The 25,366-nt window shown below is 63.0% G+C and carries 22 protein-coding genes and 1 tRNA gene; 3 read left to right on the plus strand and 20 right to left on the minus strand.

The window, feature by feature from the left end:
• Positions 1–2: 2 nt before the first annotated feature.
• The 12 genes from ybeY to KAR29_RS07745 all read right to left on the minus strand — a co-directional run bounded on the left by ybeY (position 3) and on the right by KAR29_RS07745 (position 13,154).
• A complete protein-coding gene (ybeY, locus tag KAR29_RS07690; protein ID WP_274372423.1) occupies positions 3–509 on the minus strand; it encodes an rRNA maturation RNase YbeY in 507 nt (168 codons plus the stop codon).
• Positions 506–2,563 carry an HD family phosphohydrolase gene (locus KAR29_RS07695; RefSeq protein ID WP_274372424.1) on the minus strand — a complete coding sequence of 686 codons (2,058 nt, stop codon included), beginning with the start codon at positions 2,561–2,563 and terminating at the stop codon, positions 506–508. The genes ybeY and KAR29_RS07695 overlap by 4 nt, the downstream gene beginning before the upstream one ends.
• Complete coding sequence (locus KAR29_RS07700; protein ID WP_274372425.1) at positions 2,529–3,503, minus strand: PhoH family protein; 975 nt, start codon at positions 3,501–3,503, stop codon at positions 2,529–2,531. Before KAR29_RS07700 ends, KAR29_RS07695 begins: the two co-directional genes overlap by 35 nt.
• 37 nt (positions 3,504–3,540) lie before the next feature.
• A complete protein-coding gene (locus KAR29_RS07705) occupies positions 3,541–3,774 on the minus strand; it encodes a NifU family protein (RefSeq protein WP_274372426.1) in 234 nt (77 codons plus the stop codon).
• Positions 3,775–3,886: 112 nt separating this feature from the next.
• On the minus strand, positions 3,887–5,380 hold the full coding sequence (locus KAR29_RS07710) for a pyruvate carboxylase subunit B (RefSeq protein WP_407649470.1): 1,494 nt from the start codon (positions 5,378–5,380) through the stop codon (positions 3,887–3,889).
• 3 nt (positions 5,381–5,383) lie between these two features.
• Positions 5,384–6,190 (minus strand): nucleoside triphosphate pyrophosphohydrolase, encoded by an 807-nt coding sequence (mazG, locus tag KAR29_RS07715; protein ID WP_274372428.1) that lies wholly within the window; start codon positions 6,188–6,190, stop codon positions 5,384–5,386.
• On the minus strand, positions 6,162–9,305 hold the full coding sequence (gene mfd / locus KAR29_RS07720; protein WP_274372429.1) for a transcription-repair coupling factor: 3,144 nt from the start codon (positions 9,303–9,305) through the stop codon (positions 6,162–6,164). Before mfd ends, mazG begins: the two co-directional genes overlap by 29 nt.
• 14 nt (positions 9,306–9,319) lie before the next feature.
• Positions 9,320–9,895 (minus strand): aminoacyl-tRNA hydrolase, encoded by a 576-nt coding sequence (gene pth / locus KAR29_RS07725; protein ID WP_274372430.1) that lies wholly within the window; start codon positions 9,893–9,895, stop codon positions 9,320–9,322.
• Positions 9,896–9,901: 6 nt separating this feature from the next.
• Positions 9,902–10,549, minus strand: a complete 648-nt coding sequence (locus KAR29_RS07730) for a 50S ribosomal protein L25 (RefSeq protein ID WP_274372431.1) — start codon at positions 10,547–10,549, stop codon at positions 9,902–9,904.
• Between the two features lie 51 nt (positions 10,550–10,600).
• Entirely contained in the window at positions 10,601–11,569 is a 969-nt protein-coding gene (locus KAR29_RS07735; RefSeq protein WP_274372432.1) for a ribose-phosphate diphosphokinase, read from the minus strand.
• 13 nt (positions 11,570–11,582) lie between these two features.
• Entirely contained in the window at positions 11,583–12,953 is a 1,371-nt protein-coding gene (gene glmU, locus KAR29_RS07740; protein WP_274372433.1) for a bifunctional UDP-N-acetylglucosamine diphosphorylase/glucosamine-1-phosphate N-acetyltransferase GlmU, read from the minus strand.
• A gap of 127 nt (positions 12,954–13,080) precedes the next feature.
• A tRNA-Gln gene (locus KAR29_RS07745) sits at positions 13,081–13,154 on the minus strand.
• Positions 13,155–13,854: 700 nt separating this feature from the next.
• Between KAR29_RS07745 and KAR29_RS07750 the strand changes: the two genes are divergently transcribed.
• From KAR29_RS07750 to KAR29_RS07760, 3 genes are all read left to right on the plus strand, one after another.
• Positions 13,855–14,325 (plus strand): Fur family transcriptional regulator, encoded by a 471-nt coding sequence (locus tag KAR29_RS07750; protein WP_274372434.1) that lies wholly within the window; start codon positions 13,855–13,857, stop codon positions 14,323–14,325.
• Between the two features lie 261 nt (positions 14,326–14,586).
• On the plus strand, positions 14,587–15,102 hold the full coding sequence (gene mrtS / locus KAR29_RS07755) for a Synerg-CTERM system glutamic-type intramembrane protease MrtS (RefSeq protein WP_274372435.1): 516 nt from the start codon (positions 14,587–14,589) through the stop codon (positions 15,100–15,102).
• Positions 15,103–15,135: 33 nt separating this feature from the next.
• A complete protein-coding gene (locus KAR29_RS07760; RefSeq protein ID WP_274372436.1) occupies positions 15,136–16,248 on the plus strand; it encodes a hypothetical protein in 1,113 nt (370 codons plus the stop codon).
• 104 nt (positions 16,249–16,352) lie between these two features.
• On the opposite strand, the gene glmS is transcribed toward KAR29_RS07760, so the two are convergent.
• The 8 genes from glmS to KAR29_RS07800 form a co-directional block, all read right to left on the minus strand.
• Positions 16,353–18,179 carry a glutamine--fructose-6-phosphate transaminase (isomerizing) gene (gene glmS / locus KAR29_RS07765; protein WP_274372437.1) on the minus strand — a complete coding sequence of 609 codons (1,827 nt, stop codon included), beginning with the start codon at positions 18,177–18,179 and terminating at the stop codon, positions 16,353–16,355.
• A 164-nt stretch (positions 18,180–18,343) separates the two neighbouring features.
• The gene (galU, locus tag KAR29_RS07770) at positions 18,344–19,300 is read right to left on the minus strand and encodes a UTP--glucose-1-phosphate uridylyltransferase GalU (RefSeq protein WP_274372438.1); all 957 of its coding nucleotides are present in this window, start codon (positions 19,298–19,300) and stop codon (positions 18,344–18,346) included.
• Positions 19,279–20,637: a phosphoglucosamine mutase gene (glmM, locus tag KAR29_RS07775; RefSeq protein ID WP_274372439.1), complete on the minus strand. Its 1,359-nt coding sequence runs from the start codon at positions 20,635–20,637 to the stop codon at positions 19,279–19,281. Before glmM ends, galU begins: the two co-directional genes overlap by 22 nt.
• Before the next feature lie 46 nt (positions 20,638–20,683).
• Positions 20,684–21,904: a CdaR family protein gene (locus tag KAR29_RS07780; protein ID WP_274372440.1), complete on the minus strand. Its 1,221-nt coding sequence runs from the start codon at positions 21,902–21,904 to the stop codon at positions 20,684–20,686.
• Complete coding sequence (cdaA, locus tag KAR29_RS07785; protein ID WP_274372441.1) at positions 21,894–22,727, minus strand: diadenylate cyclase CdaA; 834 nt, start codon at positions 22,725–22,727, stop codon at positions 21,894–21,896. Before cdaA ends, KAR29_RS07780 begins: the two co-directional genes overlap by 11 nt.
• Positions 22,728–22,731: 4 nt before the next feature.
• Positions 22,732–23,799 carry an alanine/ornithine racemase family PLP-dependent enzyme gene (locus tag KAR29_RS07790; RefSeq protein WP_274372442.1) on the minus strand — a complete coding sequence of 356 codons (1,068 nt, stop codon included), beginning with the start codon at positions 23,797–23,799 and terminating at the stop codon, positions 22,732–22,734.
• Positions 23,800–23,893: 94 nt separating this feature from the next.
• Positions 23,894–24,736, minus strand: coding sequence for a deoxyribonuclease IV (locus tag KAR29_RS07795; protein WP_274372443.1), 843 nt, complete (start codon positions 24,734–24,736; stop codon positions 23,894–23,896).
• Complete coding sequence (locus KAR29_RS07800; protein ID WP_274372444.1) at positions 24,724–25,365, minus strand: NUDIX hydrolase; 642 nt, start codon at positions 25,363–25,365, stop codon at positions 24,724–24,726. The genes KAR29_RS07795 and KAR29_RS07800 overlap by 13 nt, the downstream gene beginning before the upstream one ends.
• Position 25,366 lies beyond the last annotated feature (1 nt).

Consider the following 25,366-nt stretch of genomic DNA (forward strand, 5'->3'; position numbering starts at 1 on the left):
GTTCAGGCTCCCCGCTCGACCAGGGCCAGAGCCCTGTCTCGATAGCGCTCCTGGATTTCCCACATGAGGGCCTCCTCTTCGGCCGTGCCGTGGTCGAGGCCTAGAAGATGCAGGACACCATGGAAGATGACGAGGAGGACCTCGGAGAGGAAGGGCACGTTCCGTGCCCGGGCCTCCCTCCGCACCACATCGCAACAGACCACGACGTCGCCCAGGGGAAGAAGGGGCCAGTCCGGAGGGAGAAACCGCCCCTTTTCGTCCTCCCACTGGGGGAAGGAGAGGACATCGGTGGCCTCTCCGATCTGTCGGTAACGGCCGTTGAGGTCGGCCATCGCCGCAGGATCGACAAAAAGCAAAGAGACCTCGACCGACTCCTTCACGTCCAGCTCGGGGCGAACTTCGACGATCATCGCCGGCAAGATCTCCTTCAGGGCCTTTTCCATAGCCTCGGGCAGCGGACTTCGGGGGTTGGCCGAATCTCCCTCTTCCAATTGCAGTTCCACGTTCACGCAGATCCCTCCTGTTTGGTATCAGCCGGCTTCGGAATTTCCTTGACCTGTCGGCTGTGGTACATCGACCGCAGAACATCGACGAAGACACTCTTTACCGTTGCAAGGTCTTTGAGGCTGAACGAGACCTCGTCGAGCTGTTTTTCCTGAAGTTTGGATTCGATGACCCGTCCCACCGTCTCCTCGAGCTCGAAAACGTCCTGGATGTTTCCGCCGGCGGCGCGAACGGCGGCCTCCGTGGAGTCGGCGAGCATGACGAGAGCCGTTTCGGCCGACTGGGGACGCGGACCGGGGTAGCAGAACTGCTCCCGAGGAAGGTTTTCCCCCATGGCCTTCGCCTTGCGCTGGAAGTATCCCAGGCAGGTCGTTCCGTGGTGTTCCGTGATGAAGCGCCGGATCACCCGGGGCAGGCCGTGCTCGGCGGCCAGGTCCATGCCCTCGCGGACGTGGGAGATGATGATGAGGGCCGACAGGGTCGGCGCCAGCTCATCGTGGACGTTCTCTCCCTGAAATTGATTTTCGACGAAAAACTGAGGGCGGCGAAGCTTGCCGATATCGTGGTAATAGGCTCCGGCCTTCACCAGCAGGCTGTTCAGCCCCAGGCGGTCAGCTGCCGATTCGGCCAGAGTCCCTACCATAAGGGTATGGTGGTAGGTCCCCGGCGCCTCGACCTGAAGACGCTTGAGGAGGCGGTTCGAGGGGTGACTCAGCTCGATGAGCCGCAGAGGGGAGATGACATCGAACAGGTTTTCCCAGAGGGGAAGGACGGCGATGACGATCATGCCCAGGGCTGCGGCGGCGAGGACGTAGGTGCCGACGCGCTCGAAGGTCACCCCGATGCCCATCCACCATCGCCCCAAGAGGGCCGCCGCCGCCCCGCCGAGACCGACAAGGAAGAACTGCTGCCAGAGGTGAACGCGGCTGCGGATTTCGTGAAGGAGCAGATGCCCCAGCCCGGCGACGGCCACGCTCGTCATGACCAGAAGCAGATAGGCGAAAGACGGCGCTTCCATGGCCAACAGGGCGCCGACCGTCCCGGCCCCGAGGACCAGATGGAAGGAAAAATCCCGAGGCAGGGTGAGAAAGGCCCAGCCGGCGAAGGGGAGAATGCCGAGGCCGTCAAGACCGAAGCGGCTCCCGAGAGCCTGGAAGAGCCATCCGGAGACGACGAGGGTGACGAAGAAAAGCCACTCCCTTTGATCGAAGGAGAGGCCTCGACGGAGGATGAAGACGTCGGGCCAGAAGCTCCAGACCAGGACGGCCAGAAGGGAGAAGAAGAAATGACGCCAGGGGAAATGGGCCTCGGGAAAGCCCTGTCGGGAGAGAAGAACGGCCTGTTGGGTCGTCACGATGTCGTCTTTTTTGACGATGACTTCACCGCTCCGGAGAACTCTCTCGACAGGGCGCACCATGGCCGAACGGCGCTTGCGCAGATCGACGGTCGCCTCGTCGTCGACGCGGACGGTGGGCTCGAGGAGACTGTCAAGCATCTGGAAGACGACATTGCGATCGGACCAATCGAGCCCCGTCGACTCCAGGGCCGACCAGAGTTCCTGATCGTCGATCGACAAAGAGGCGTTCGTTTTGGAGAGGAGATCGAGCCCAATGGACTGGGCCACTTCGAGCAGCGCCTTGCGGCGCCCCTCGGGAAAGTCCAGAAGGAGTTGCACCAGCGAGGGAGGGAGGAGGGCCATCCCTCCCTCCCCTCCGAGAAGCCGGAGCTGATCTTCCAGCTCCCGGTGAAGAAGACCGTCCTTGAGGAGGACGGCGGCCACCTCTTCGGCGACGCGCTGGCGCAAAAGGTCCGTGGCCTCGCGATCCTCAAAGGAGGAGGTGTAGAGGGCGACATAGGTCTGCGGCGCCGGCCTTCCGACGCGATAGGCATCTTTGCTGTCGGCCCACCAGCCCCAGAGGAGAATGGCGGCAGCGGCGACAAGCAGCACGACACGGACACCCCAACCGAGGCGCAGGGCGGGAGCGCCCAAAACCCGGAAAAGGCGTCGGCGAGTGCCGTTCCGCTTATTGGGGCCGTCGCTGTTCTTCATAGCGGTCATAGGCCTGGACGATTTTCTGGACGATTTCGTGGCGGACGACGTCTCTGTGCCCGAGAGTCACGAACTCGATCCCTTCAATGCCGCCCAAAACGTGCTGCACCACCTTTAAACCGGAGTCCTTGCCCGAGGGCAGGTCGATTTGAGTGACGTCTCCCGTCACGACAGCCTTCGACCCGAAGCCGAGCCGCGTGAGGAACATCTTCATCTGCTCCGGCGTCGTATTCTGAGCCTCGTCGAGAATGATGAAGCTGTCATTGAGGGTTCTGCCTCGCATGTAAGCCAACGGGGCAATCTCGATGACGCCTTTTTCGACGTAACGGGCGAAACGCTCAGGAGAGAGAAGCTCGTAAAAGGCGTCGTACAGGGGGCGCAGGTAGGGTGCGACCTTTTCCTGAAGGTCGCCGGGGAGGAAGCCCAGGCTCTCTCCCGCCTCGACGGCGGGACGGACCAGCACGACGCGATTGACATGGCCCGCCTTGAGAGCCGCGACGGCGACAGCGACGGCCAGGTAGGTCTTGCCCGTTCCGGCGGGACCGATGGAAAAAACGATGTCGTTTCTGCCTATGGCCTCGATGTAGCGCTTCTGCCCCGCCGTTTTGGGACGCACGGCTTTGCCCCTCGCGGTGATGCACGTCACCTCTTCGAGGAGACCGGCCACGTCGGCCCGGCCTCCGTCGGCCAAGGCATTCATGGCCAGTTTGACCTCGGGAAGGGTGACACGATGACCCCGACGGGCCACGGCGACGAACTGGACCAGCAGATCCGAGACGAGCTCGACGACCTCACCGTCAGGTCCCTGAACGGTCAATTCCGATCCGCGAAGGACGACCGAGACGGGATAGCGCTCCTCGAGGGCCCGAAGGTTTTCGTCGCCCGGCCCGACAAGGCGCGCGACGACCTCTCCCCCATCGACGGGGATGTGACGGCTCTGAGACCCCATCACTCTTTGTCCCGGCCCTTTCGCCTCCACGGGACGATCAGGCCCGTTCCACTCGGATTATCTCGGGGAACTCGTCTTTGAGGACCGTCTCGACCTGAGCGCGGAGCGTCTCCTGCGCGAAGGGACAGGTCCCGCAGGCCCCCTTGAGAAGGACCTTGAGGAGCCCCGACCCAGCCTCGAAGGAGACGAAATCGATATCGCCGCCGTGGCTCTGAAGAGCGGGACGGACGCTCTGGTCGATGACGCTTTTGATCCGGTTTTCTAACTCCATCGTCGGATGCTCTCCTTTGCGCCGTCTCTGGACGAGACAGCCCTTGATATAAGGCCCGGAACCGCCCAAGTCTTACGGAAAATCATTATATCACGGTCGCCATCAAAGCGCTCTAAAGGGGGTACGCGACGCCCTCTATGGCCTCGCCGAGGCCGATGTTCCTGTAGGTGACTTTGGAAAATTTCCGGGGGAGAAAATCCTTCGCCACGGCGGGAAAAAGGACATAGCTCAGATAATCTTCAGGCTGGAGGGCCCAGACGCCTGCGGCGTTGACGGCATCGGCCATCTCTCCCCTGAGATGTTCGCCGGGACGCCCCTCTATGGCTTTTTCGTCGCCGATGGCCTTTCCCCGAATCTCTTCGTCGACCGGTGCGGGAGGTCTGCCGTAGTAGCCGAGGAAATAGTTTTTCACCTCTTTCGGAATGACCTTCCATCGCTCGCCGACGAGGACGTTGAGCGTCGCCTGGGTGCCGACGATCTGGCTCGTGGGTGTCACCAGGGGAGGATAGCCCATCTCCATGCGGACCTGAGGCACTTCCCGGAGGACGGCGTCGAGTTTGTCGAGCGCGTTCTGTTCCTTGAGCTGGCTCACCAGATTGGAGTACATGCCGCCGGGAATCTGGTAGCGGAGGATGTTGATGTCGACGCCGTGAAGGTCGACGACGAGTTTACTGTAGTGTTCGCGGACGTGGCGGAAATGTTCCGCCACGGGGACGAGACGTTCCAGATCGAGCCCCGTATCGTAAGGCGTTCCCGCCAGGGCGGCCACCATGGCTTCCGTGGCCGGCTGGCTCGTTCCCATGGAAAGGGGGGAGATGGCGCAGTCGACGACATCCGCTCCTGCCCGACAGGCCTCGAAATAACTCATAGCCGCCAGTCCCGTCGTGTAGTGGCTGTGGACCTGGACGGGAAGGCCGGTCCTCTCCTTGATGCCCTTGACGAGGGGATAGGATTCGGAGGGACTGAGGAGACCGGCCATGTCCTTGATGCAGATCGAATCGGCGCCCATGGCCTTCATCTGGAAGGCCAGTTCCTCGAAGGCCTTCGTCGTGTGAACGGGCGATATGGTATAGGAGATGGCCAGCTGGAGGTGGGCCCCCTCCTTTTTCACCTGTGCGGCGGCCGTCTCCAGGTTACGCAGATCATTGAGGGCATCGAAGCAGCGGATAATGTCGATCCCGTTGCCCACGGCCCTTTTGACGAACTCGACGACGACATCGTCGGCATAGTGACGGTAGCCCAGAAGGTTCTGTCCCCTCAGGAGCATCTGCAGTTTCGTCTTTTTGAAACACTTCCGCAGGAGACGGAGTCGCTCCCAGGGGTCCTCGTCGAGGAAGCGCATGGCCGAATCGAAGGTGGCCCCGCCCCAGACTTCGAGAGAGTGATAGCCCACGTCATCCATCTTCTCGGCGACGGGGAGCATATCCTCTGTCCGAAGGCGGGTGGCCATGATGGACTGATGGGCGTCGCGCAGGGCCGTTTCCGTGATGCCGACGCGCCTCGTCACGGGAAGGGAGGCAGTCGGCCCCTCTCCCGCGGGCTCCGGCCCTCGCGGGGTTCCGGAAGAAGAATTCGATCGCGTTCCGTTTTTGGGGACATCTGTCATGACTTACACCTCCGCAGAAACCTCTTTGGCCTCCTGCCAGAGGCCCTCCAACTCCTCAAGGGAATAGTCTTGCCAGGCCCTTCCTGTGGCCCGAACCCGCTCTTCGATGTAGTTGAAGCGTGACGAGAACTTTCCGTTGGCCTTCTGGACGACGACCTCGGCATTGGCACCGAGGTGGCGAGCCAAGTTGGCCAGGGCGAAAAAGAGGTCGCCCAGCTCCTCTTCGACCCGCTCCCTTCCCTCGCCGAGGCGACGGGCCCGGCGAAGCTCTTCGATCTCTTCGGCGACCTTGTCGAGAACGGAATCCAGATCTCCCGAGGGCCAGTCAAAACCGACCTTGGCGGCCCGCTCCTGAAGCTGATGGGCCCGCAAAAGCCCGGGAAGGCTGCGCGGGACACCCGAAAGAAGCGTATCCTTTTTCTTCCTCTCGCGCCGCTCCTCGCCTTTGATGCGCTCCCAGTTGCGGGCGACATCGCCGCTGCCCTCCACTTCGGTGTCGCCGAAGACATGAGGATGACGCCGGACCAGTTTGGCCGAGATGGCATCGACGACGTCGCCCATGTCGTACCGCCCCTCCTCCGTGGCCATCTGGGCCAGGAAGACGACCTGAAGCAACAGATCGCCCGATTCCTCGACGACCGATCCGTCGTCGCCGTCAAGGGCATCGACCAGTTCGTAAGCCTCTTCGACGATGTAGGGCTTCAGATCCTGAGGACGCTGCTCCCTGTCCCAGGGACAGCCGTCGGGTGCCCTCAGTCTGGCCATTATATCCAAAAGAGCTTCAAATTTCTCCCCCTTGGAACACGTCACGATGGAGACCCTCCTTTTTTGATTCATCGGCGTTTCCGTCGTCGATTCTGGATGCCAGGTCGACGAGCGCAGGACTGCCTCCGGGCCCAAAGGCCCGCCCTTCGGTCAGAAGCCAGCCGCCGGCGGCAAGGAGAAGAGGGGCCAGGCGAGGAATATCGCCTTCGATGACGGTCTGATCCTCTCCGCTCACGATCCTTGCGATGCCACGGGTCGCCCCCAACAGACGCAGACGGGCCAGGGCGAGAAGAAAAGCGACCCCAGAGGGCATTGTACCAAATCGATCGTCGAGCTCCAGGGCAAGATCCCTCAACTCCGAACCGTTCCGGGCCCGCAGAATTCTCCTGTAAAGAGCCAGACGAATCGCCGGCTGGGGAATGTAGCCTTCGGAAATGGAGGCGGGGATCCGGACCTCGATGACCGTTTCCCGACGTTCCTCCCCCTTGAGGCGGGCGATCTCCTCCTCCAACATCTTGTAGTAGTAGAGATAGCCGACACGATCGGCTCCATGACCGTGCTGAGAGGTGCCGATGATCTCGCCGCCGCCTCGTATTTCCAGATCTCTCAGGGAAAGGCGATACCCCGTGCCCAGATCGGCGATCTCGGCTATGGCCTCGAGACGCTCCCGGGATTCCCGGGATATCTCCTTGTCGTCCGGATAGAGGAAAAGGGCGAAGGCCTGCTCGCTGCGGCGGCCGACACGTCCGCGGAGCTGATACATCTGAGCCAGCCCCAGGTCTTGGGCGTCATCGACGATGAGGGTGTTGGCCCTGGCGATATCAAGGCCGCTTTCGACGATGGTGGTACAGACGAGGATATCCGATTCTCCTCGGACAAAGGCGGCCACGGTCCGCTCCAGCGGCCCTTCGGCCATCTGGCCGTGGGCGACGGAGAGGCGGCTTTCGGGGAAGAGACGTCGCAACATTTCGGCTCGGGCTCCGATGGTGCGGACCCGGTTATGGACGAAAAAGACCTGTCCCCCCCGAGCCAACTCGCGAGCGACGGCGCGGCGGACGAGATCGTCCCGCCAGGGACCGGCGACGGTGATGACGGGATGACGGTCGCGGGGGGGCGTCGAGATGAGGGAGATATCGCGAATGCCGCCCAAAGAGAGGTGAAGCGTTCTCGGAATGGGCGTCGCCGTCAGCGTAAGGACATCGACGTGAGGGAAACGTTCCTTGAGTCTCTCCTTGTGGAGAACGCCGAAACGATGTTCTTCGTCGACGATGAGCAACCCCAGGTCCCTGAAGTCGACGTCTTTCTGGACGAGACGATGGGTTCCTATGAGGATGTCGATTTTCCCTTCGGCCGTGTCGGCGATGATTTTTCTCTGCGTCGCCGTCGTGACGAAGCGGGAGAGAAGGCCGATTTCGACGCCGAAAGGACCGAGGCGACCGGAGAACGTCTCCTGGTGCTGTTGGGCCAGGAGCGTCGTCGGGACGAGAAGAGCCACCTGTTTCCCGGCGAGAACGGCCTTGAAGGCGGCCCGAAGGGCCACTTCCGTTTTGCCGTATCCCACGTCGCCGACGATGAGGCGATCCATGGGAACGGGACGCTCCATATCCCTTTTGACGTCATCGATGGCCCGAAGCTGATCGTTGGTCTCCACGTAGGGGAAACTGCTTTCGAAGGCTTCCTGAAGGGCATCATCGGGAGGAAAGGCGAATCCCTGGAGCGTCTCCCGTTTGGCGTAGATCTCAAGGAGGGCCCGTGCCGTCTCCTGCGCGCTTTCACGGCTTCGCTCGACGGCCTTTTTCCAGTTTCTCCTCCTCAGATCATCGGGCTCCGGCTCCTCTCCCGGCGCGGGGTGATGGGGCGTAAGCCTGTCGATCTGCGCCGTCGGGATCAGAAGGCGTCGATCTTCGGCGAACTGAAGGGCCAGATGTTCCTGGGTGCCGCCGGAGACGTCTACCCTTTCGACGCCGAGGAAGCGTCCCAGCCCGTAGTCCTCGTGGATGACCCATTGGCCGGGATGAATCTGGTCGCTCCACTCGCGCGGGACGGACCGACCGCCCGAGGGCGGCGTCGAGAGGCCCAGAAGTTCCGTGTCGGTAAGGCACACGATCCGGTTATCCAGGTCCTGAAAACCGTTGGAGAGGGAGCCCTCGACGGTCCGGCAGCCCCGCTCCCGCGCCCAGAGAAGGACCTGGGCGTTACGGGAAAAGACGGTGACCTGCCAGGGAGAACTCCATTGGACGAGGGAGGCCTCGACATCCCTCCACCTGCCCCGAAAGGAGGGAAGGGGGAGGATGTTGCGCCGCAGGGCCGACCGGGCCAGGTCTTTTTCGATGCGGATTCGCGGAAGGCGCCCCAGGGTAAAGGCCAGATCGAGCCAGGGAAGAAGAGGCGGAAGAGACTCTTCCTCGGCGAGGCGACTCCAGAGCCAGGAAAAGGCCTCGGCCTGTGTCTCGATTTTGGCGGGGTCACAGAGGAGAAGGCGGGCCTCGGCGGGGAAGAAAGCTTCGAGAGGGGGAAGTTCGCTCCGGCCGTGGATGCCGTGGAGCTCCAGCCGGTCGAAGGTGGCGACACTCCGCTGATCTTCCGGACGGAAGGAACGCAGGCTTTCTATGTCGTCGTCGAAGAATTCCAGGCGAAGGGGAAGGCGGTAGGCGGGGTCGAAGAGGTCGACGATGCTGCCGCGAACGACGAACTGGCCCGGCGCCCAGACGAGATCGACGCGCTCGTATCCCGTCTCCTGAAGCCACCGCAGAAGCGTTTCACGACCGACGGCCTCGCCTCGGGCCACAGGAAAAAGCCGGTCATGTACGCTATAGGGGGCCATGAGCGCTCCCGGCGAGGCGACAAGGAGCCCTCCTCCTCGGTGCCAACGGGAGAGGGTCTCGCCCCGCTGAAGGAGAAGGGCCGCTCGCGCTCCCTCCCCCGTAAGGGAGGGCTCTTCGAGGTGAAGCCGCCCGACGTCAGGCCAGAGGGATTCGGCGTTCCAGAGGAAATCGCGGACCTGATTTCCGTCGGGAAGGAGGACGAGAAGGGGGGACGAAGGGGCGCCGCAGGCCCAGAGCCAAGCGGCGCCGCCTGCGGCGACGTGAACCGACGTCCCTCGATGCCATCGTTCCTGGGACAGTTGGAAGAAACCGGAGGGGAGCCCGTCGGACGCCATCGCCGAAGGCGCCCTCACGAAAGACAGAGCCCGTTGTAGCGGCCCGCCAGTTTCTCCATATCCTCGCCGCCGAGCCAGTCCTCTACGGCCTGGACGGCCACCTCGAGGACCCGGTCGAGAAGAGGCTCCTCGGAACGGGAGAACTCCGCCGTGACCCAATCGGCCAAATCTCCTCCCCGCGGTTCGCCGACGCCGATACGCAACCGGGGCACCTCATCGGTGCCGACGGCTCCGATGACGGAAATCAGGCCGTTGTGCCCCCCGGCAGAACCTCTGCGGCGGAAACGGATCTTCCCCAGAGGAAGATGGATATCGTCGCAGACGACGAGCAGACGGGAGGGATCGAGGGGAATCTCGCGGCAGGCGGCGCCGACGGACCGTCCGCTGAGATTCATGTACGTCGTCGGTTTGAGGAGGGAAAACTCCCCTCCCCGAGCCGAGAACGGCCCCCAAAAGAGGCCGTGATAGCGAGTCCGAGCCTTGGTCCCCTCAAGAGGGGCCAAAATGCCGTCGACGACGAGCCATCCCACGTTATGTCGGGAGAAGGCGTAACGGGGCCCGGGATTGCCGAGCCCCACGACGAGTCGCAAGAGAGCTTAAGCCTCCTCGCCCTTCTTGCCCTTTCCGACGACTTCGACCTCGGCAGGCGCCTCTGCCTCCTCGGAGTCGACGAGGCCTCGAGGACGGCTGACGGCGACGACGACCTCATCGGCATCGACGAGAAGGTGAGCGCTCTCGGGAAAGGGAATCTGACAGACGAGAATCGCATCGTCGAGGCCGAGCGCCGCCACGTCGACGACGATGGACTCGGGAATTTCCGTGGGAAGAACCTCCATCTCGACCTCGTGGAGGTGAAGCTCGACGACGCCGCCGGCCTTCGCGCCGGGACACTCTTCGCGGCCGACAAGCTCGACGGGAACGTTGACCGTCACCTTGTGCCCCTTGACGAGCTTGTAGAAATCGACGTGGAGAAGGTCGCCGTTGAGGGGATCTCGGGCGACGTCCTTCATGAGAGCCGTTTCCTCCGTCCCATCGGGCAGCGAAAGGTGGATGAGAGTCGTCTCCCAATTCCCGGCCCGGAAGACGGGCTGAAGATCCTTCAGGTCGGCTTTGGCGGCAAGCGCTCCTTCGATGCCGGGGCCATAGAAAACGACGGGGACGAACCCCTCCGCGCGGACCTTCCGACAGGCACCTTTACCCGTTTCTTCCCGCCCCGTCAGGGCGATTTTAAAAACATCCTTCATTGATTGTGCACCTCCGAAAACGAATTCTGACCGAGTCAGGAATACCCTATTTTACCGGAAAAGGATGCTGACGGAGTGATCGGAGTGAATCCGGCTGATGGCGTCAGCGAAAAGAGGGGCGATGGACAGCGTGGTTATCTTATCCAACTTCTTCTCCTGAGGCAACGGAATCGTGTCGGTGAGAAGGACCTTCTCGATTTCCGACTCCGACAGGCGATCCACGGCGGGACCGGAGAGAACGGCGTGGGTGGCGCAGGCGTAGACTTTCTCGGCCCCCCGTTCCTTCAGCGCGACGGCGGCCTGGACCATCGTTCCGGCCGTATCGATAAGATCGTCGACGAGAATGGCGATCTTGCCCTCGACGTGACCGATGATCTCCATCACCTCGCAGAAGTTGGCCACGTCGTGAGAGCGGCGTTTGTCGACGATGGCCAGATCGGCGTTGAGCTGAACCGCAAAGCGGCGGGCACGGACGACGCCGCCGATGTCGGGGGAGACGACGACGACGCGGCTCTCTCTGATGGCCTCCTTGAGCTCGGTCCTGAAAGCCGAGGCCAACAGATTGATTCCCGTCAGGTGGTCGACGGGAATGTCGAAGAATCCCTGAATCTGTCCGGCATGAAGATCGGCTGCGACGAGGCGGTCGGCCCCCGATTTTTCGATGATATTGCAGACGAGCTTGGCCGTGATGGGCTCCCGGGCCCGGGTCTTGCGGTCCTGCCGGGCGTAGCCGAAGTAGGGCGTGACGACATTGACGCGATAGGCCGAGGCGCGATGCAGGGCGTCGACCATGATGAGAAGTTCCATGATGTTTTCGTTGACAGGCGCACACGTCGGCTGAATGACGAAGACGTCGGCTCCGCGGACGCTCTCCTCGATGGAGACTCCGATCTCTCCGTCGGAAAAACGGAAAAGCTTGGTGGCAGCGAGAGAGACGCCCAGATTTTCACAGACCCGGGCCGCGAACTCCGGGTGGGCGCTTCCACTGAAAACCTTCATCTCCCTGACTTTTGAAACCATGATCGCTCCCCCCTCAATCCTTTTTTCCCTTTTTCTTCTCTTCCCACCCTTCGATCAGGCGCTGCCTGGCCCGTGCCACAGCCAAGGCCCCCTCAGGAACATCGTGGGTGATGACCGAACCGGCACCGATGACGGCGCGATCGCCGACGGTGAGGGGCGCCACAAGCATGGTATCGCTTCCGATAAAACAGTCCTTGCCGATGTGCGTTTCGTGCTTGTTCTTGCCGTCGTAGTTACAGGTGATCGTTCCGGCCCCGATATTGGTCCCCTCGCCGACGGAGGCATCGCCGATGTAGGAAAGATGAGGGACCTTGCTTTTTTCGCCGATGACACTCTTTTTCACCTCGACGAAACGGCCCACGAAGGATTCCTCCCTCATCTCGGCACCGTCGCGAATGAACGAGAAGGGACCTGCCTTGGCGCCGTCACGGAGGGTGCTCTCCCTGACGTGGACATGGCCGACAATCTCGACGAAACGCCCGATGCGGGCATCGCGGAGGACGGAAAAACTGCCGATGCGGCTTCCCTCGCCCACCTCCGTCGCCCCCCAAAGCTGAACGTGAGGATCGAGAAAGACATCGGGGGCAAGCATGACGCGGGGGCCGACCCAGACCGATTCGGGATCGATGCACTTGACTCCGGCCGCCATCCAGGACGCCAGAATCCTGTCGCGGAGGGTCCGCCCCAGAGCGGCGAGCTGAAGGGGATCGTTCACGCCGGCAAGGTCATCGGCACGGTCCCAGAGAGAGGCTTCGACGAAACCTCCCTTTCGGGCGATGGCGGGAATGACGTCGGTAAGGTAGTACTCGCCCTGGGAGTTGTCGCAGGAAAGTTCCGAAAGAGCCTCATCAAGGGCCGCCGTCTTGAAAAGATAGACGCCGCTGTTGACCTCGCGGATCGCCCGTTCCTCGGCAGAGGCATCACGATGCTCGACAATGCGCAGCCCCTGCGGGGAGCGGACAACCCGCCCGTAGCCTGCGGGATCGTCGAGTTCGATGCTGAGAAAAGTCGCATCGGCCCTGCTTCGGAAGTGTCCCTCGGCCAACGAGCGCAGAGCGGGAGCGGAAAGGAGGGGGACATCGCCGGGGAGAACCAGAAGATGATCGAAAGCCTTCCACCAGTCGCGGCCGACGAGGACGGCATGACCCGTCCCCTTCTGCTCCCTCTGCCAGAGGACCTTCGTCGAGGGCCAGGACTTCTTCAGGTAGGCCTCGACGCGTTCTCCTTCATGACCGACGACGGCGGCAACCTGATCAAGCCCCAGGCCGGCGAGAGCCCTCAGCGGATAGGAAAGAAGGGGCTCCTCCAGAAGGGGCAGAAGAACTTTGGGCAGAACGCTCTTCATTCGCGTACCCCGACCGGCCGCCAGCACCAGAACGGCCATTGAAGCAGAAACGGACATGGATCTTCCTCCCCGCAAGAAATGATCAAAGGCCATCCCCTTTTCAAGGCGAGCCTTCGGGGACGGCAAAAAAAGCGGGAAGCCCCAGGGCTTCCCAGGCTTTGCAGTCTGGCTGGGGTGGCTGGATTCGAACCAGCGATGGCGGATCCAAAGTCCGCTGCCTTGCCGCTTGGCTACACCCCAGTAAGGCCCAGCCATTATAGCCCGTTTCGACGGGAGGATGTCAAGATTGAAGGCCGAAAAGAGAGGATTGTCCGCCCCATTGGGAAGGGAAAGGTTTCGGGAATCGTCTATTCGGATGAGGAAAGATCACGAAAGCGATCTCGATCTCCCGGTTAACCTAGGCCTTTCACGGCGCACGGCGCCTTCCTCCGGCCGAACCTGCGGAGGATCTTGATCGAACGGACCGGCCCTATCCGCCCCCAGGCCGGTAGAGACTCCCGTAGAAACCCAAAGCCTCGAGGATCCCTTCGGCGTCCTCGCCTGAGATGCCGACGGATCGCCCAAAGGGATGCCGCGACGGGCCGGAGATACTCCAGATGGCCCTCGTCGAGCGTTCTTCCTCTTTTTCCGGCCCGATCCGAACCCGGCCTTTCATTTGCCATATAAAATAATAAAATTTTATATAAATTAAATTTTGTCCCAGTCCGGAGAATAAATAAACGTAAAATCAATAAATATCGTACTCCTGGCCGCATAAAATGAAACGGTTCAACGTCTTCCCCCCTTGCCCTCCATAAATCTCCATCTTTCTTAACAAAAAAAAGTGTTAATTATTTTCTCTACGGTCTTGCCAGAAATATCTCCAGGCCCTAATATATTGAAGCGGGTTCAAGCAACGTGGCGTCTTTTTCACAAGTCAGGGAACAGGGAGGTAGAAGCTATGTGGACCGTCGAAGAAGGCATTTCCAGGCTCCGTGAGGGCGGAGCCAAGATCACGTCCCAGCGCATCGCCATTCTCCGTCTGCTGAAGGGCAGGATGGATCACCCCTCGGCAGATCAGGTCTATAGCGAATTGCGCGAGGACTTCCCCACCATCTCATACGCCACCATCTACAGCACGGCCCAGCTCCTGGCCAATTCGGGCCTGATCCAGATTCTCAGCATCGACGACAAAAGAGTCCACTTCGACCCCGATCCGAAACCTCACGGCCACTTTCGCTGCGAATCCTGCGGGGCCCTTTACGATTTCCCCATCGACGAGGAGATGCTCGACCGTCTCCGTCACGGTTCCTCGCAACAGGCCCACAGCGTCCAGATTTTCGCCTACGGCCTCTGCGACGACTGCCGCAGGGCCACCTTCGATCTGACGGAAAGGATCGCCGCGGAAGAAGAGGTCCTCGTCGAAGCCTAGAGGAGGGAAAGACGCGACCGCGTCCGATCGGTCCGGCGCCTTCTTCCTCTTCCTTTCGGATCGGCTTGCCGGACGGGGAACGTCGCGATCCGCTCTCGCCGAGAGAAGACGTCGGTGCGACTCGGAGAGGACGGCCCGCACGTCCGAAAAAGCCGCCCCAGAGCGTTTGCCCTCCGCGGGAGAGGACGAAGAAGAGGCCTTTCGGGCCTCTTCTTCGGTGAGAAGCGTTCGGGAAACGTCGAATGGCAGGAGGGCTGCGCCATGATGGCCATGTTCGTCGCCGCAACGATGCTCTACGGTCCCTATCTCTGGTGCCGGTTCCGCCGCGAGACCTTCGAGACCTACGGTCTCCGATGGACTCTCCCCGCGGGGGCCCTGAAGGAAACGGCCCTTTGGACGGCTCTCACCCTGCCGCCTCTGACTTTCATCGCCCTGGGCTGGCCCGGCCTCTCGCTGCCCCATTCCCCCTCTCTGCAGACGGCGACAACTCAGATCACCGCCGGCTTCGTGGCAGCCATCGTCGAGGAAACCTTTTTTCGCGGTTGGGTGCAGTCTCTTCTCTCCCGGCGCCTCGGCGCCCTCCCCTCCATCGTCGTCGCCTCCGGCCTGTTCGCCCTCAGCCATCGCATCGTCAGACCCGAGCCGATTTTCCTGGCCACCTTTTTCCCCGGCCTCGTCATGGGATTCCTGCGCCATCGCCACGGCAGCGTCGCCCCCGCCGCGCTTTATCACGGGCTGGGGAACATCTGGGCCGTCTGGTTTTTTCCCCTCCCTTAGGGAGAGCTTTATTACGAAAGGAAGTCCGTTATCGTGAAACGTGCCGCATTCGTTTCGACTCTGTTGACCCTCTTCTGCCTTCTCTGTTTCCCCCTCTCCTCCGAGGCCGTTGCTCTTCCCTCCGGCTTCCCCTCCGAGGCCTTGGCCCAGCGGAAGGAGCGATTCCTGTTCCGAATGGAGATCCCCCTTTCCATCGGAGCGGAGACCCTTGTCCGACTTCCTTCCGGGGAGATTTTTCACGGGGGGAAGGTTCTCGCCCTGCCCGGCTCGAGCAAGTGGCCCGCCTACACGGCCAGCCGCTGGGCCCGCCCCGGAACGGTGGCCGCCACGGCCGTCAACGCCATCCATCTTCTTCTGTCCATCGAGGAGGAGAGGGGACGGACGATCAGCCTCCTTCCCGGCGAGACCTTCGCCCCGGCTGCCGGAGAGGGCAACGCCGTCGTCATCGATGTCCCCGCAGGCAAGGGCTTTTTCGGGGCCTGGGCTCCGACGGTGGGATCGGCCGTGACGATCATGGCGCGCGACGGGAGTCTGCGCCCGCTCAACGCCCAGACGCCACCCCTTCCGGGAGAGAGGCTGATCGTCGACGTCGTCGAACGTCCAGGCCCCTACATGGTCGAAATCGACAACCGGCCCGGAGGCGACGTGCTGGCCTGGATCGACGGCTACGGCGCCCGCAAGATCGCCTCCGTCGTCCGCCCGCTTGGTGGCGTGGGACGCTTCGGCGGCTCTCAGTTCCAGTCCCCGAGCCGTCTTCGAGCCAACCATACGGGCGTCGTCTGTATCAGCACCTCCCCCAGGGGGGACGTGGGCGGCTTCCAGATCCTGCCTCTCCTCCACGCCCATTCCCCGGAGATGAAAAGCGCCTGGGAACTGACGCAGTGGCTCATCGTCGAACCCGTCGACGATGGCGATCTCGTCGGGACGGCGCCTCTTTTTTCCGACTATCTCGTCCCGGGACCGGCGGAAGACGAGTCGCTCTGGGATCTCTGGTCCACCTACGGGCGACGCTCTCTCGTGCTCTGCCGCCTCGACGACGGTCCCTGGCGGAAACTGCCCGTCCTCGTCGGGCGCGACGACGGGGCCCTCAAAGCCGTGACGCGTCTCAAGATCTATTTCCCCTGGACCTCGGAGCCGGGGAAATAGCTCCGGGGAAATAGCGCTCTTCCAAAAGGGGAGAGGGGCCGCAAGGCTCCTCTCCCCTTCCTTTCTTGACTCCTTGAGGCATCGCTCCCCGAGGCGGACGGGTTTTATTCGACCGTCACGCTTTTGGCCAGGTTACGGGGCTTGTCGATATCGCAGCCTCGCCTTTTGGCGACATGGTAGGCGAAAAGCTGAAGGGGGATGACGGTGAGGAAGGGAGTGAAAGCCTCGTCCGTCCAGGGAACGGTGATGATGTGGTCGGCGTAGCTTTTGAGGAGATCGTCTCCGTCGGTGCCGAGGGCGATGATGGGTGATTTCCTGGCCTTGGCCTCGAGAATGTTGGAGAGAGTCTTCTCGTAGAGGCTGTCCCGGGGGATGACGGTGATGACGGGAACCTTTTCGTCGAGGAGGGCGATGGGGCCGTGTTTCATCTCCCCTGCGGCATATCCTTCGGCATGGACGTAGGAGATTTCCTTGAGCTTCAGAGCGCCTTCGAGGGCCACGGGGAAGGAGTAGCCCCGGCCCAGGAAGAGGAAGTCCCGCCGCTCGGCATAGATCCGCGCCAGCTCGCTGAGGGATTCCTCTCGCGCCACGGTCGCCTCGACTTTGTAGGGAAGCTGGTTCAGCTCCTCGACGAGGCGACTCTCCTCGGCGGCCGTGATGCCTCCCCTGAGGCGTCCCAGGTAGAGGGCCAAGAGGTAGAGAACGCTCATCTGCCCCATGAAGGTCTTGGTGGCGGCGACGCCGATCTCGGGACCGGCCTTGAGGAGGAGCGTATCGTGCACCTCCCGGGCCAGGGTGGAACCCCGGACGTTGGTGATGGCCAGGCAGTGGGCGCCCAGGCCTCGGGCCACGCGCTGGGCGGCGATGGTGTCGGCCGTCTCGCCCGACTGGGAGACGAAGACAGCCAAGGTCTTCGCGTCGGTCCTCACCGTGCGGTGACGGTATTCGGAGGCGATGTCGACGCGCACGTCGAGATCGGTCCACCGGCTGAGGGCCCGTTCGGCCACGAGAGAGGCGTAGTAGGAGGTGCCGCAGGCCACGATGTGCAGGCTGCGCCAGGAAGCGACGGTCTCCGCCGTCCATTGGAGCTCGTCGGAGAGATCGACGCGGCCGCCCTCGATACGCCCCTTGAGGCTGCTTCTGACGACGGCACCCTGTTCGTTGATCTCCTTGAGCATGAAATGGGAATAGCCTCCCTTGTCGACCATGGAGACGTCCCAGTCCACCTCATGGACGGGAGGGACCTTGACCGTCCCCTCCTCGTCCCATATCCGTAGGCCTCCGCGGGAGACTTGGGCGATATCGCCCTCTTCGAGGTAGAGGACTTTCCGCGTGTAGGGCAGAAGGGCGGCGACGTCGGAAACGCAGAAGTTCTCTCCTTCGCCGGAACCGAGGACGAGAGGCGAGCCCCGGCGGACGCAGAAGAAGCCATCGGGGTCGTCGCGGCGAAGGATGACGAGGGCATAGGAACCGCGAAGGCGTTTCTGAAGCTCGACGAGAGCCTGAAGCATATCGCCCGAGTAGAGACGGGCCAGATAGTGGACGACGACTTCCGTGTCCGTCTGGGAGAGGAACTGATCGCCCTGGGCCTCCAGCTCCTCTTTGAGATCGAGATAGTTTTCGATGATCCCGTTGTGGACGAGAACGAAGCGACCGCTCCCGTCACTTTGGGGATGGGCGTTCTCGACGGTGACGCCGCCGTGGGTGGCCCAGCGGGTGTGACCGATGCCCAGCCGCCCCGTCAGCCCCCTGCCGAGGACGACCTTCTCCAGCTCGGCCACCCGGCCGATCTCGCGGACGACTTCGAAACGGTCGCCGTCGAGAAGGGCCATTCCGGCCGAATCGTAGCCGCGATATTCCATGCGCCGCATCCCATCAAGCAGGACGTCGACGACGTCCCGCTCGCCGATGTAGCCGACGATTCCGCACATAGAGAGCACACCTTTCCTTTTCGGGAAAACCTTGGAAAAAGGACGACGACCCCTTTGTCCGCCCGTCGCCGAGTCGTTTTGTAGGTCGCCTTGAGGGCCTTCCTTCGGGACCCCGGAGGCATCCGCCGAAAAATCGATACTCCTCCGTCCTCGTCAACTGGCCCTCAGGCCAGTTCTGGCGCTTCCTTCTGGCAGGATGAACAAACGTGAGTCCTCTTCTCGGCTACCGCCTCCTCTCGAAGGACGTCCAAAACGACCTCCCTCAGCGCCCGATCTCCGAGGGCGAGGGAAACCGTCGAGCGAAGCCAGCCCTCTTTCGTTCCGCAGTCGTAGCGGCGCCCCTTGTAGGTCACACCCCACAGGGGTTCCTCTTTGAGAAGGCGGACGAGACCGTCGGTGAGTTGAATCTCGCCGCCCGCCCCTCGGGGAAGGTCGCGGAGAAGGTCGAAAAGGCGAGGAGAGAGGACGTAGCGCCCCATGACGGCCAGGCGGCTGGGAGCCCGGTCGGGAGCGGGCTTTTCCACGAGATCGGTGACGCGCCAGAGTCCCTCTCCCGCCTCGGTGGCGGCGACGATGCCGTAGCGGGACGTCTCCTCGGGAGCCACCTCCTCGAGGGCGATGACCGATCCCCCCCTCTTCTCGTGGACGTCGACGAGCTGGGCCAGGACAGGCGGCTCGCCGATCATGACGTCATCGGGAAGAACAACGGCGAAATAGCCTCCGGAGCAGAGCGCCTCGCCGCAGAGGACGGCATGGCCCAGGCCGAGGGGCTCGGGCTGACGCACGGAGGAGAAGGAGGCCAAAGTGCTGATGGCGGCCATGGCCCGTGCGACGTCCCCTTTGCCCCTCGCCTCGAGCATCCGCTCGAGATCGAAGGAACGGTCGAAATAGTCCTCGACGGCCCGTTTGCCCCGCCCCGTGACGAAGACCATGTCGCGGCAACCGGCACCGACGGCCTCCTCGACGCCGTAGTGGATGAGTGGCCTGTCGACGAGAGGAATCATCTCTTTGGGAATCTCCTTCGTCGCCGGCAAAAAGCGCGTTCCCAGTCCGGCGACGGGGAAAAGACAGCTGCGAACCGATGAGACCATGGGCTGAATCACTCCTTCGATGGACGCCATTCGGAGATCGCCGAGGAAACCTCTTCGACGAGTTCCTCCATGAGCAAGGCGTCTTTGGCTTCGACGAGGACGCGGACAAGAGGTTCCGTTCCCGAGGCCCGGACGAAGATCCTCCCCCACTCGCCCAGACGGGCCTCGGCCGAGGCCAGAGCCTCTCGGAGCGCAACGGACTGGAGGACGTTTTTTTTGTCCGATACGGCGATGTTCCTGAGAAGCTGGGGATAACGTCCGAAACGGTCGACGAGGCTGTCGATCTCTTCGTTCAGCTCGCGGCAGGCCCTCAGGAAGGCGAGCCCCGTCAGCAGGCCGTCGCCCGTCCCGACCCAGGGGCCGAGGATGACATGGCCCGATTGCTCTCCGCCGAGTCCCATCGTGTTTTCCCGCATGGCCTCAAGGACGTAGCGGTCACCCACGGGACAGCGGACCAAGGGAATTCCGGCCTCGCCGAGACGTTCCTCGAGGGCCATGTTGCTCATGACGGTGGCCACGACGCCACGGCCCAGATCTCCTCTCCGGGCCATCCACCGGGCCAGAACCCAGAGCATGATGTCTCCGTCAAGAAGTCTCCCCTGTCCGTCGCAAAAAAGGACCCGATCGGCGTCGCCGTCGTAGGCGATCCCGAAGGGGGCGCGACGGGTCCGGACCGCCGTGGAGAGCGATTCCATGTGCATGACGCCGACGCCTTCGTTGATGTTGAGTCCGTCAGGCGAGGCTCCGATGAGATGGGCCGAGGAACCGAGACGCTCGAAAAGGCGGGGGACGAGGGCGGAAGCGGCGCCGTGGGCGCAGTCCACGACGAAGGCCTCTTTCACGATGCCGGAAAATTCGGCCAGACGATCGAGATAGGCGTCGGCGACGGCCCCGTCGCGGACGACGGAGCCGACGGAGCCGCCCGTGGGACGCCAGTCGTCGAGGAGGGCATCGCCCAGGGTCTCCTCTATGGCGAGCTCCTGGGCGTCGCTCAGCTTGCCGCCCTGACCGTCGAGGAACTTGATGCCGTTGTATTCGGCCGGGTTATGGGAGGCACTGATGACGGCTCCCCCCGCGGCGCCGATCTTCCCGACGGCAAAGCTGACGCCGGGCGTGGGCAGGACATCGACAAGGGTCACCTCGGCCCCGGCCGAGGTGAGGCCCGCGACGAGAGCCGCCTCGAGCATGGGACCGGAACGGCGCGTGTCGCGCCCCACGACGACGGAGGGGCGAGGCGACCCGGCCTCGGTGAGACAGAAGACGAAGGCCCGCCCGAGACGGAGAGCCATCTCAGGCGTCATGGTCCCTCTGTTGGCCACGTCGCGGACACCGTCGGTTCCGAAAAGACATCGTACAGCCTTGCTCAATGGAGTCACCTCATCTTCGAATAAGGGGGCACAGCCCCCGGAGACATCAGTCCAGAAGAGCGTAAACGGTCACCTCGGTCGGCTCGGTCCGAACGAGTCGGATGCCCGACAGGGGGAGTTTCACCTGTACGGGAACCGTCAGTTTCTTGGAGACGATATTGGTCACATCGACGACGACTTCCGGTGCCTTCCCCTCGCTCGCGAGGGCATCGAGCTGCGAGGGGATCCCTTCGACGACGACGTCGATGACTTCCGGTTCCACGCGCCATCCGGGATAGACGCTCCGTCCGATCGTTTTGACGGGGAGGGAGGCGTAAAGGCGCGTCGTCGTCCGGTTTTCGAAGAGGATCTGGACCTGGACCGCCCGCTCGGCGGCATAATTGAGCCCCTCGGGGAGAGCGGCCAGGGGAACGACGAGGGTCGTTCCCTGGACCATCTCCGAGAGATCGATGGCCTCCGTCGTCACCTCGGCGAGGGCGTCGAGATGGGCGAGAGGTCCCTGAACGGGGACTTCGGCGGGCTCGACGATGAGGCCCGCGAGGGAATAGTCCCGGTTGGCCTCGCCGACGAGGCGAGCCCGAACGGCCAATTTGCGCGTCGGAAGGCCTTCGAGGACCTTTGCCGAAAGAAAGGCCTTTTCGGGCGTGACGGAGACGGAAGAGCGCCGATTTTGAGGCAGGTCGGGAAGGACCACGGCCAGCTCGACCGGTTTTCCAAGGCGGAGTTGGTCGATCTGCGGCTCCAGACGGGCCGACTTGAGGCCGGAGATAACCTCTTCCGGTCCTCTCACCGTGATCTCCGAGGGCGTCATCTCGACGGCCTCGAGCAGGAGGCCGGGAGGAAGGCCTCCCTTGACCTCGGCCTTGAGGGGCAGGACGCGCTCGACGATACGGGTCAGGTTCACCTCGGCCAGAGAATGGGAAAGGGAGACGAGGCGCATTCCCGAGGGAAGGAGAGCGCGCACGTTGAGGCGATACCGGCCTGCCTCCAGTCCTCCGAGGTCGACTTCGGCGCGGATCGCGCTCTCCTCGAAAAAGGAGAAGAAGCTGTTGCCGGCCATGGCCTGGATGCGGACCTCCTTCGGGTCGGCCTTCAATTCCAGTCCGGCCGGGACGTTGCGGTATTCGATGGGAACCAGATACTCCCTGACCGACTCGCCTCCCACCTCGCTGCTGACGTAGAACCAGAGAAAAAAGGCCACGACGAGCGACAGCCCTTTGAGGAAAAGGGACGACGCCAACATCTTGTCGAGTCTGTTAAATTTCATTTTTCCCACCGCTTCCCGGCCAAAGCTCGCGCAACTCGCGACGGAGCTGTTCCAGCAGGCCGCCTTTCTGTTCCTCCCGGGCCAGGAAATAATGCAGGAGGAGACGGCGGACCTGTTTCTCCTTCAACCCCCTGGAGAGATGGCCCTTGATGCCCAGAGAGATCTCCCCTCGTTCCTCGGAGACGATGAGAGACATGGCGTCGGAAACCTCCGTCACGCCCAAGGCGGCCCGATGGCGCGTTCCGAGCCAGCGGGAGAGGTTGCTGTTTTCCGTCAGGGGGAGGTAGCAGGCGGCGGCGAGGATGCGCTCCTTGTTGACGATGACGGCTCCGTCATGAAGGGGGTTGTTGGGCCAGAAAAGGGAGACGACGAGCTCCTGAGAAATTTCGGCGTCGAGGCGGACGGCCGTCCGCCAGACATCCTTCAGCCCCGTCGTCCTCTCCAGGACGAGAAGGGCCCCTATCTTCTGCCCCTGAAGATAGACGAGGGCACGGGTAACCTCGTCGGCCAGCTGTTCGGCCCGCTCCTGGGCCTGGCGCCTCTGCCAGATCTGTCCCCTCCCCAACTCCTCCAGGACACGGCGCAGCTCCGGCTGGAAGACGATGGGGATGGCGATGAAAAGGGCCGTCAGAGATTTGCCCAGAAGCCAGGAGAGGGCCTGAAGCTCGAAGACACGGGCAGCCGCGGCGAGAAGGCCGAGAACGAAAATCCCCTTGACGAGCTGCATGGCCCTCGTGTCGACCAGCAGAAGAAGCAGCCTGTAGACGACGAAGGAAATGATGACGATATCGAGGAGATCCTGCCACCGGAAGAGGCCCAACATGGCGTTAGAGGACCTTCACCTCCACATAGCGCGAGGTGGTGGCGGCCAGCATGGCTCCGTAGTCGACGGCGAAGGGGACGACATCGCCCAGCCTCGGCGCCGACGGACAGGTTTCGACATCGAGGAGGAGGTGGTCGCTGGAAGCGCCGAGCACTTCGGCGCCGGGCAGAAGGGACCGGACGCCTTCGAGGCGCACGTCCTGACGCCCCAGGGCGACGATGGCCCGAAGGCGCTCGCCCCGATCTTCGAAGACGGGAACGTTGCCGAAGGCATCGGCGCCGATGAGGCCTATGGGGACCGAGGGCTTGCGGCGAACCTCGACGACCTGACCGCGAAGTTCCATCGTGTCCTGGCGGAGCCAGGGAATGATCCGGTTGCCCGTCACATCGGTGCCGAGAAGGATGGCCTCGCCGATGCGAAGCTGGTTGATGGCCTCCGGCAGCTCCCCTCTTTCCAGAAGGGCAAGCGACGACGTCGCCCCGCCGGAGAGGATCTCAAGAGGATGGCCGAGATGACGCTCCAATTCGGCGCCGACCTCGACGAGACGCCTCTCGTTGAGGACCGTAGGCAGGACGCCTCCGAAACAGCCGAAATTGACGCCCACGCCGAGGCAGCGGACGCGAGGGGCCGACCGATAGGCCTCGGCGAGACGTTCCATCTCGTCGGGCCAAAACCCCTCGCGAAGATCGCCGAGATCGATCATGGCGATCGACGCGATCTCGCAGGAACGGCGGCGACAGGCCCTTTCGAGAAGGTCGATCGTCCCGGTCATGGAGACGAGCGTCACGTCGGCCAGGTCGAGAAGCTCGTCGATTTCGTCGGCCATGGGAATGCGGAGGAGAAGATAGGGCCCTTCTATTCCGGCCTGACGAAGGCGCGCGATGTTGGACAGGCGACTGTCGGCCAGCCAGGAACAGCCCGACGCCCGCATCACCCGGGCCAGCTCGGGCTGGGCCGACATGCCCTTGGTGACGCCGACGACGGATAGGGACCGAGCGGCGCAGCGTTCGGCGATCCTCGCCGTGTTCTCGGCGACGGCGGCGCTGTCGATGACGAGTTGCGGATAGGCCATGGCGATCTCTCCTCACGCAAACGAGCTGCCCTCATGGTACCTTGCCCTCGAGGGACTGTAAACGGAAAGATTCCTGTCTGTGCTGTTCTACCGGTCAGCGACCGCGCATTTTCCTCAGGAGAGAGAGATTCCTCCTGTCACCGTCGTCTTCCTTGGGCGTCTCGAGGAGACAGGGTATCCTCTCCCAGGCGCTGTCGTTGACGATGCAGGAAAAGGGCGTCAGCCCCAGCTCCCCCTCCCCCAGGGAGCCGTGTCGATCCTTCCCCGACCCCCTGGGCTCTTTGGAATCGTTCAGGTGCCAACAGCCGATCCGGTCGATGCCGACTTTTTCCTCTACGGCGTCGACGAACCTCTCGTAGGAGGCGACGGTTCGAAGCTCGTAGCCCGCGGCGAAGAGATGACAGGTATCGAGGCAGAGACCGATGCGGCGGTCCCCGTCGCAGCCGTCCAGGATCTGGGCCAGTTCGTCCAAAGTTCTCCCCAGACCGTCGCCCTGACCGGACATGGTCTCCAGCAGGACGCGCGTCCTCTGCCCCTCCGTCGCGTTCAGCACCCGACGAAGGGCCTCCGAGGCCCGGCCGATTCCCCGGGTCGGCCCCCCTCCCCGATGCGATCCGGGATGAAGGACCAATCCGTCGATGCCGAGCTGCTCGCAACGTTCCAGCTCCTCCCGGAGGGCCTCGACGCTCCGGTCCCAGATGGCGTCGGGAGCGGCGATATTGATCAGGTAAGAGGCATGGGCGACGACAGCCTCGACGGAGCTCTCCCTGCAGGCGCGGTAGAAACGTTCGCAAACGTGGAGGGGCAGAGGAGCCGTTTTCCATTGGAGCTGGTTTTTCGTGAAGATCTGTATGGCCTCACAGGAGAGGGCCTCTCCCCGTTTCAGGGCCTGATCGAGACCTCCCGCCACGGAGACGTGGGCCCCTATGAGGGACATGAGAGACCGTCTCCGAAGCGGGAGAGAAGGCGCAGAAAGCGCAGGGCTATCCGGGCCGAGGCTCCCCATAGACGGCGCCCTCCCAGAGGAAAGACGGGATAGAGAAAGGCCCTCCCCCTCTCCTCGCGCCATTCCAGGCTGGGCGTCTCTCCCAGTTCGTTCACCGAAGGCGTCAGCAGAGCCTCGACCTCGACGGGATCGGGGCGAAGAACCGGCCCCCCCTCGAAGGGCCACCAGGCCAGGACGGGGACGATACAGAAATCGCTGCTGTAGGCAAACTCGCGCGGGAGGAGGCCCAGAACCTCCGCTTTCGAGCGATCGAGGCCGATCTCCTCGGAGGCCTCTCGGAGAGCCGTGTCGACGGGAGCGAGGTCCCTCTCCTCCCGAGCCCCTCCGGGAAAGCCGATCTGACCAGGATGGCGACGCAGGTTGGCCGGTCGGACCAGGAGGATCATCCGCATCGTTCCCTCATGCGGGTAGAGGGTGACGAGGACGGCGCTCTGACGGCAGGACTCTCCCCCCCGAGGCCAGGAGAAGAAGGGAAAATGATCCCGGCAGAAAAGGCGACAGGCCTCAAGCGGCGGAGGAAGAGGGACGAAGGCGGCGACGGCCTGGGCCTGGCCCGCCATT

It is taken from the genome of Aminithiophilus ramosus, from assembly GCF_018069705.1.
Taxonomy (GTDB): domain Bacteria; phylum Synergistota; class Synergistia; order Synergistales; family Aminithiophilaceae; genus Aminithiophilus; species Aminithiophilus ramosus.

Bases quoted from the DNA above. Each gene is read 5' to 3' on its own strand.
- KAR29_RS07695 (WP_274372424.1), bottom strand. From the start codon at position 2,563: ATGACCGCTATGAAGAACAGCGACGGCCCCAATAAGCGGAACGGCACT.
- KAR29_RS07700 (WP_274372425.1), bottom strand. From the start codon at position 3,503: ATGGGGTCTCAGAGCCGTCACATCCCCGTCGATGGGGGAGAGGTCGTC.
- KAR29_RS07705 (WP_274372426.1), bottom strand. From the start codon at position 3,774: ATGGAGTTAGAAAACCGGATCAAAAGCGTCATCGACCAGAGCGTCCGT.
- KAR29_RS07710 (WP_407649470.1), bottom strand. From the start codon at position 5,380: ATGACAGATGTCCCCAAAAACGGAACGCGATCGAATTCTTCTTCCGGA.
- mfd (WP_274372429.1), bottom strand. From the start codon at position 9,305: ATGGCGTCCGACGGGCTCCCCTCCGGTTTCTTCCAACTGTCCCAGGAA.
- KAR29_RS07730 (WP_274372431.1), bottom strand. From the start codon at position 10,549: ATGAAGGATGTTTTTAAAATCGCCCTGACGGGGCGGGAAGAAACGGGT.
- KAR29_RS07735 (WP_274372432.1), bottom strand. From the start codon at position 11,569: ATGGTTTCAAAAGTCAGGGAGATGAAGGTTTTCAGTGGAAGCGCCCAC.
- glmU (WP_274372433.1), bottom strand. From the start codon at position 12,953: ATGGCCGTTCTGGTGCTGGCGGCCGGTCGGGGTACGCGAATGAAGAGC.
- KAR29_RS07750 (WP_274372434.1), top strand. From the start codon at position 13,855: ATGTGGACCGTCGAAGAAGGCATTTCCAGGCTCCGTGAGGGCGGAGCC.
- mrtS (WP_274372435.1), top strand. From the start codon at position 14,587: ATGATGGCCATGTTCGTCGCCGCAACGATGCTCTACGGTCCCTATCTC.
- glmS (WP_274372437.1), bottom strand. From the start codon at position 18,179: ATGTGCGGAATCGTCGGCTACATCGGCGAGCGGGACGTCGTCGACGTC.
- galU (WP_274372438.1), bottom strand. From the start codon at position 19,300: ATGGCGTCCATCGAAGGAGTGATTCAGCCCATGGTCTCATCGGTTCGC.
- KAR29_RS07780 (WP_274372440.1), bottom strand. From the start codon at position 21,904: ATGAAATTTAACAGACTCGACAAGATGTTGGCGTCGTCCCTTTTCCTC.
- cdaA (WP_274372441.1), bottom strand. From the start codon at position 22,727: ATGTTGGGCCTCTTCCGGTGGCAGGATCTCCTCGATATCGTCATCATT.
- KAR29_RS07790 (WP_274372442.1), bottom strand. From the start codon at position 23,799: ATGGCCTATCCGCAACTCGTCATCGACAGCGCCGCCGTCGCCGAGAAC.
- KAR29_RS07795 (WP_274372443.1), bottom strand. From the start codon at position 24,736: ATGTCCCTCATAGGGGCCCACGTCTCCGTGGCGGGAGGTCTCGATCAG.
- KAR29_RS07800 (WP_274372444.1), bottom strand. From the start codon at position 25,365: ATGGCGGGCCAGGCCCAGGCCGTCGCCGCCTTCGTCCCTCTTCCTCCG.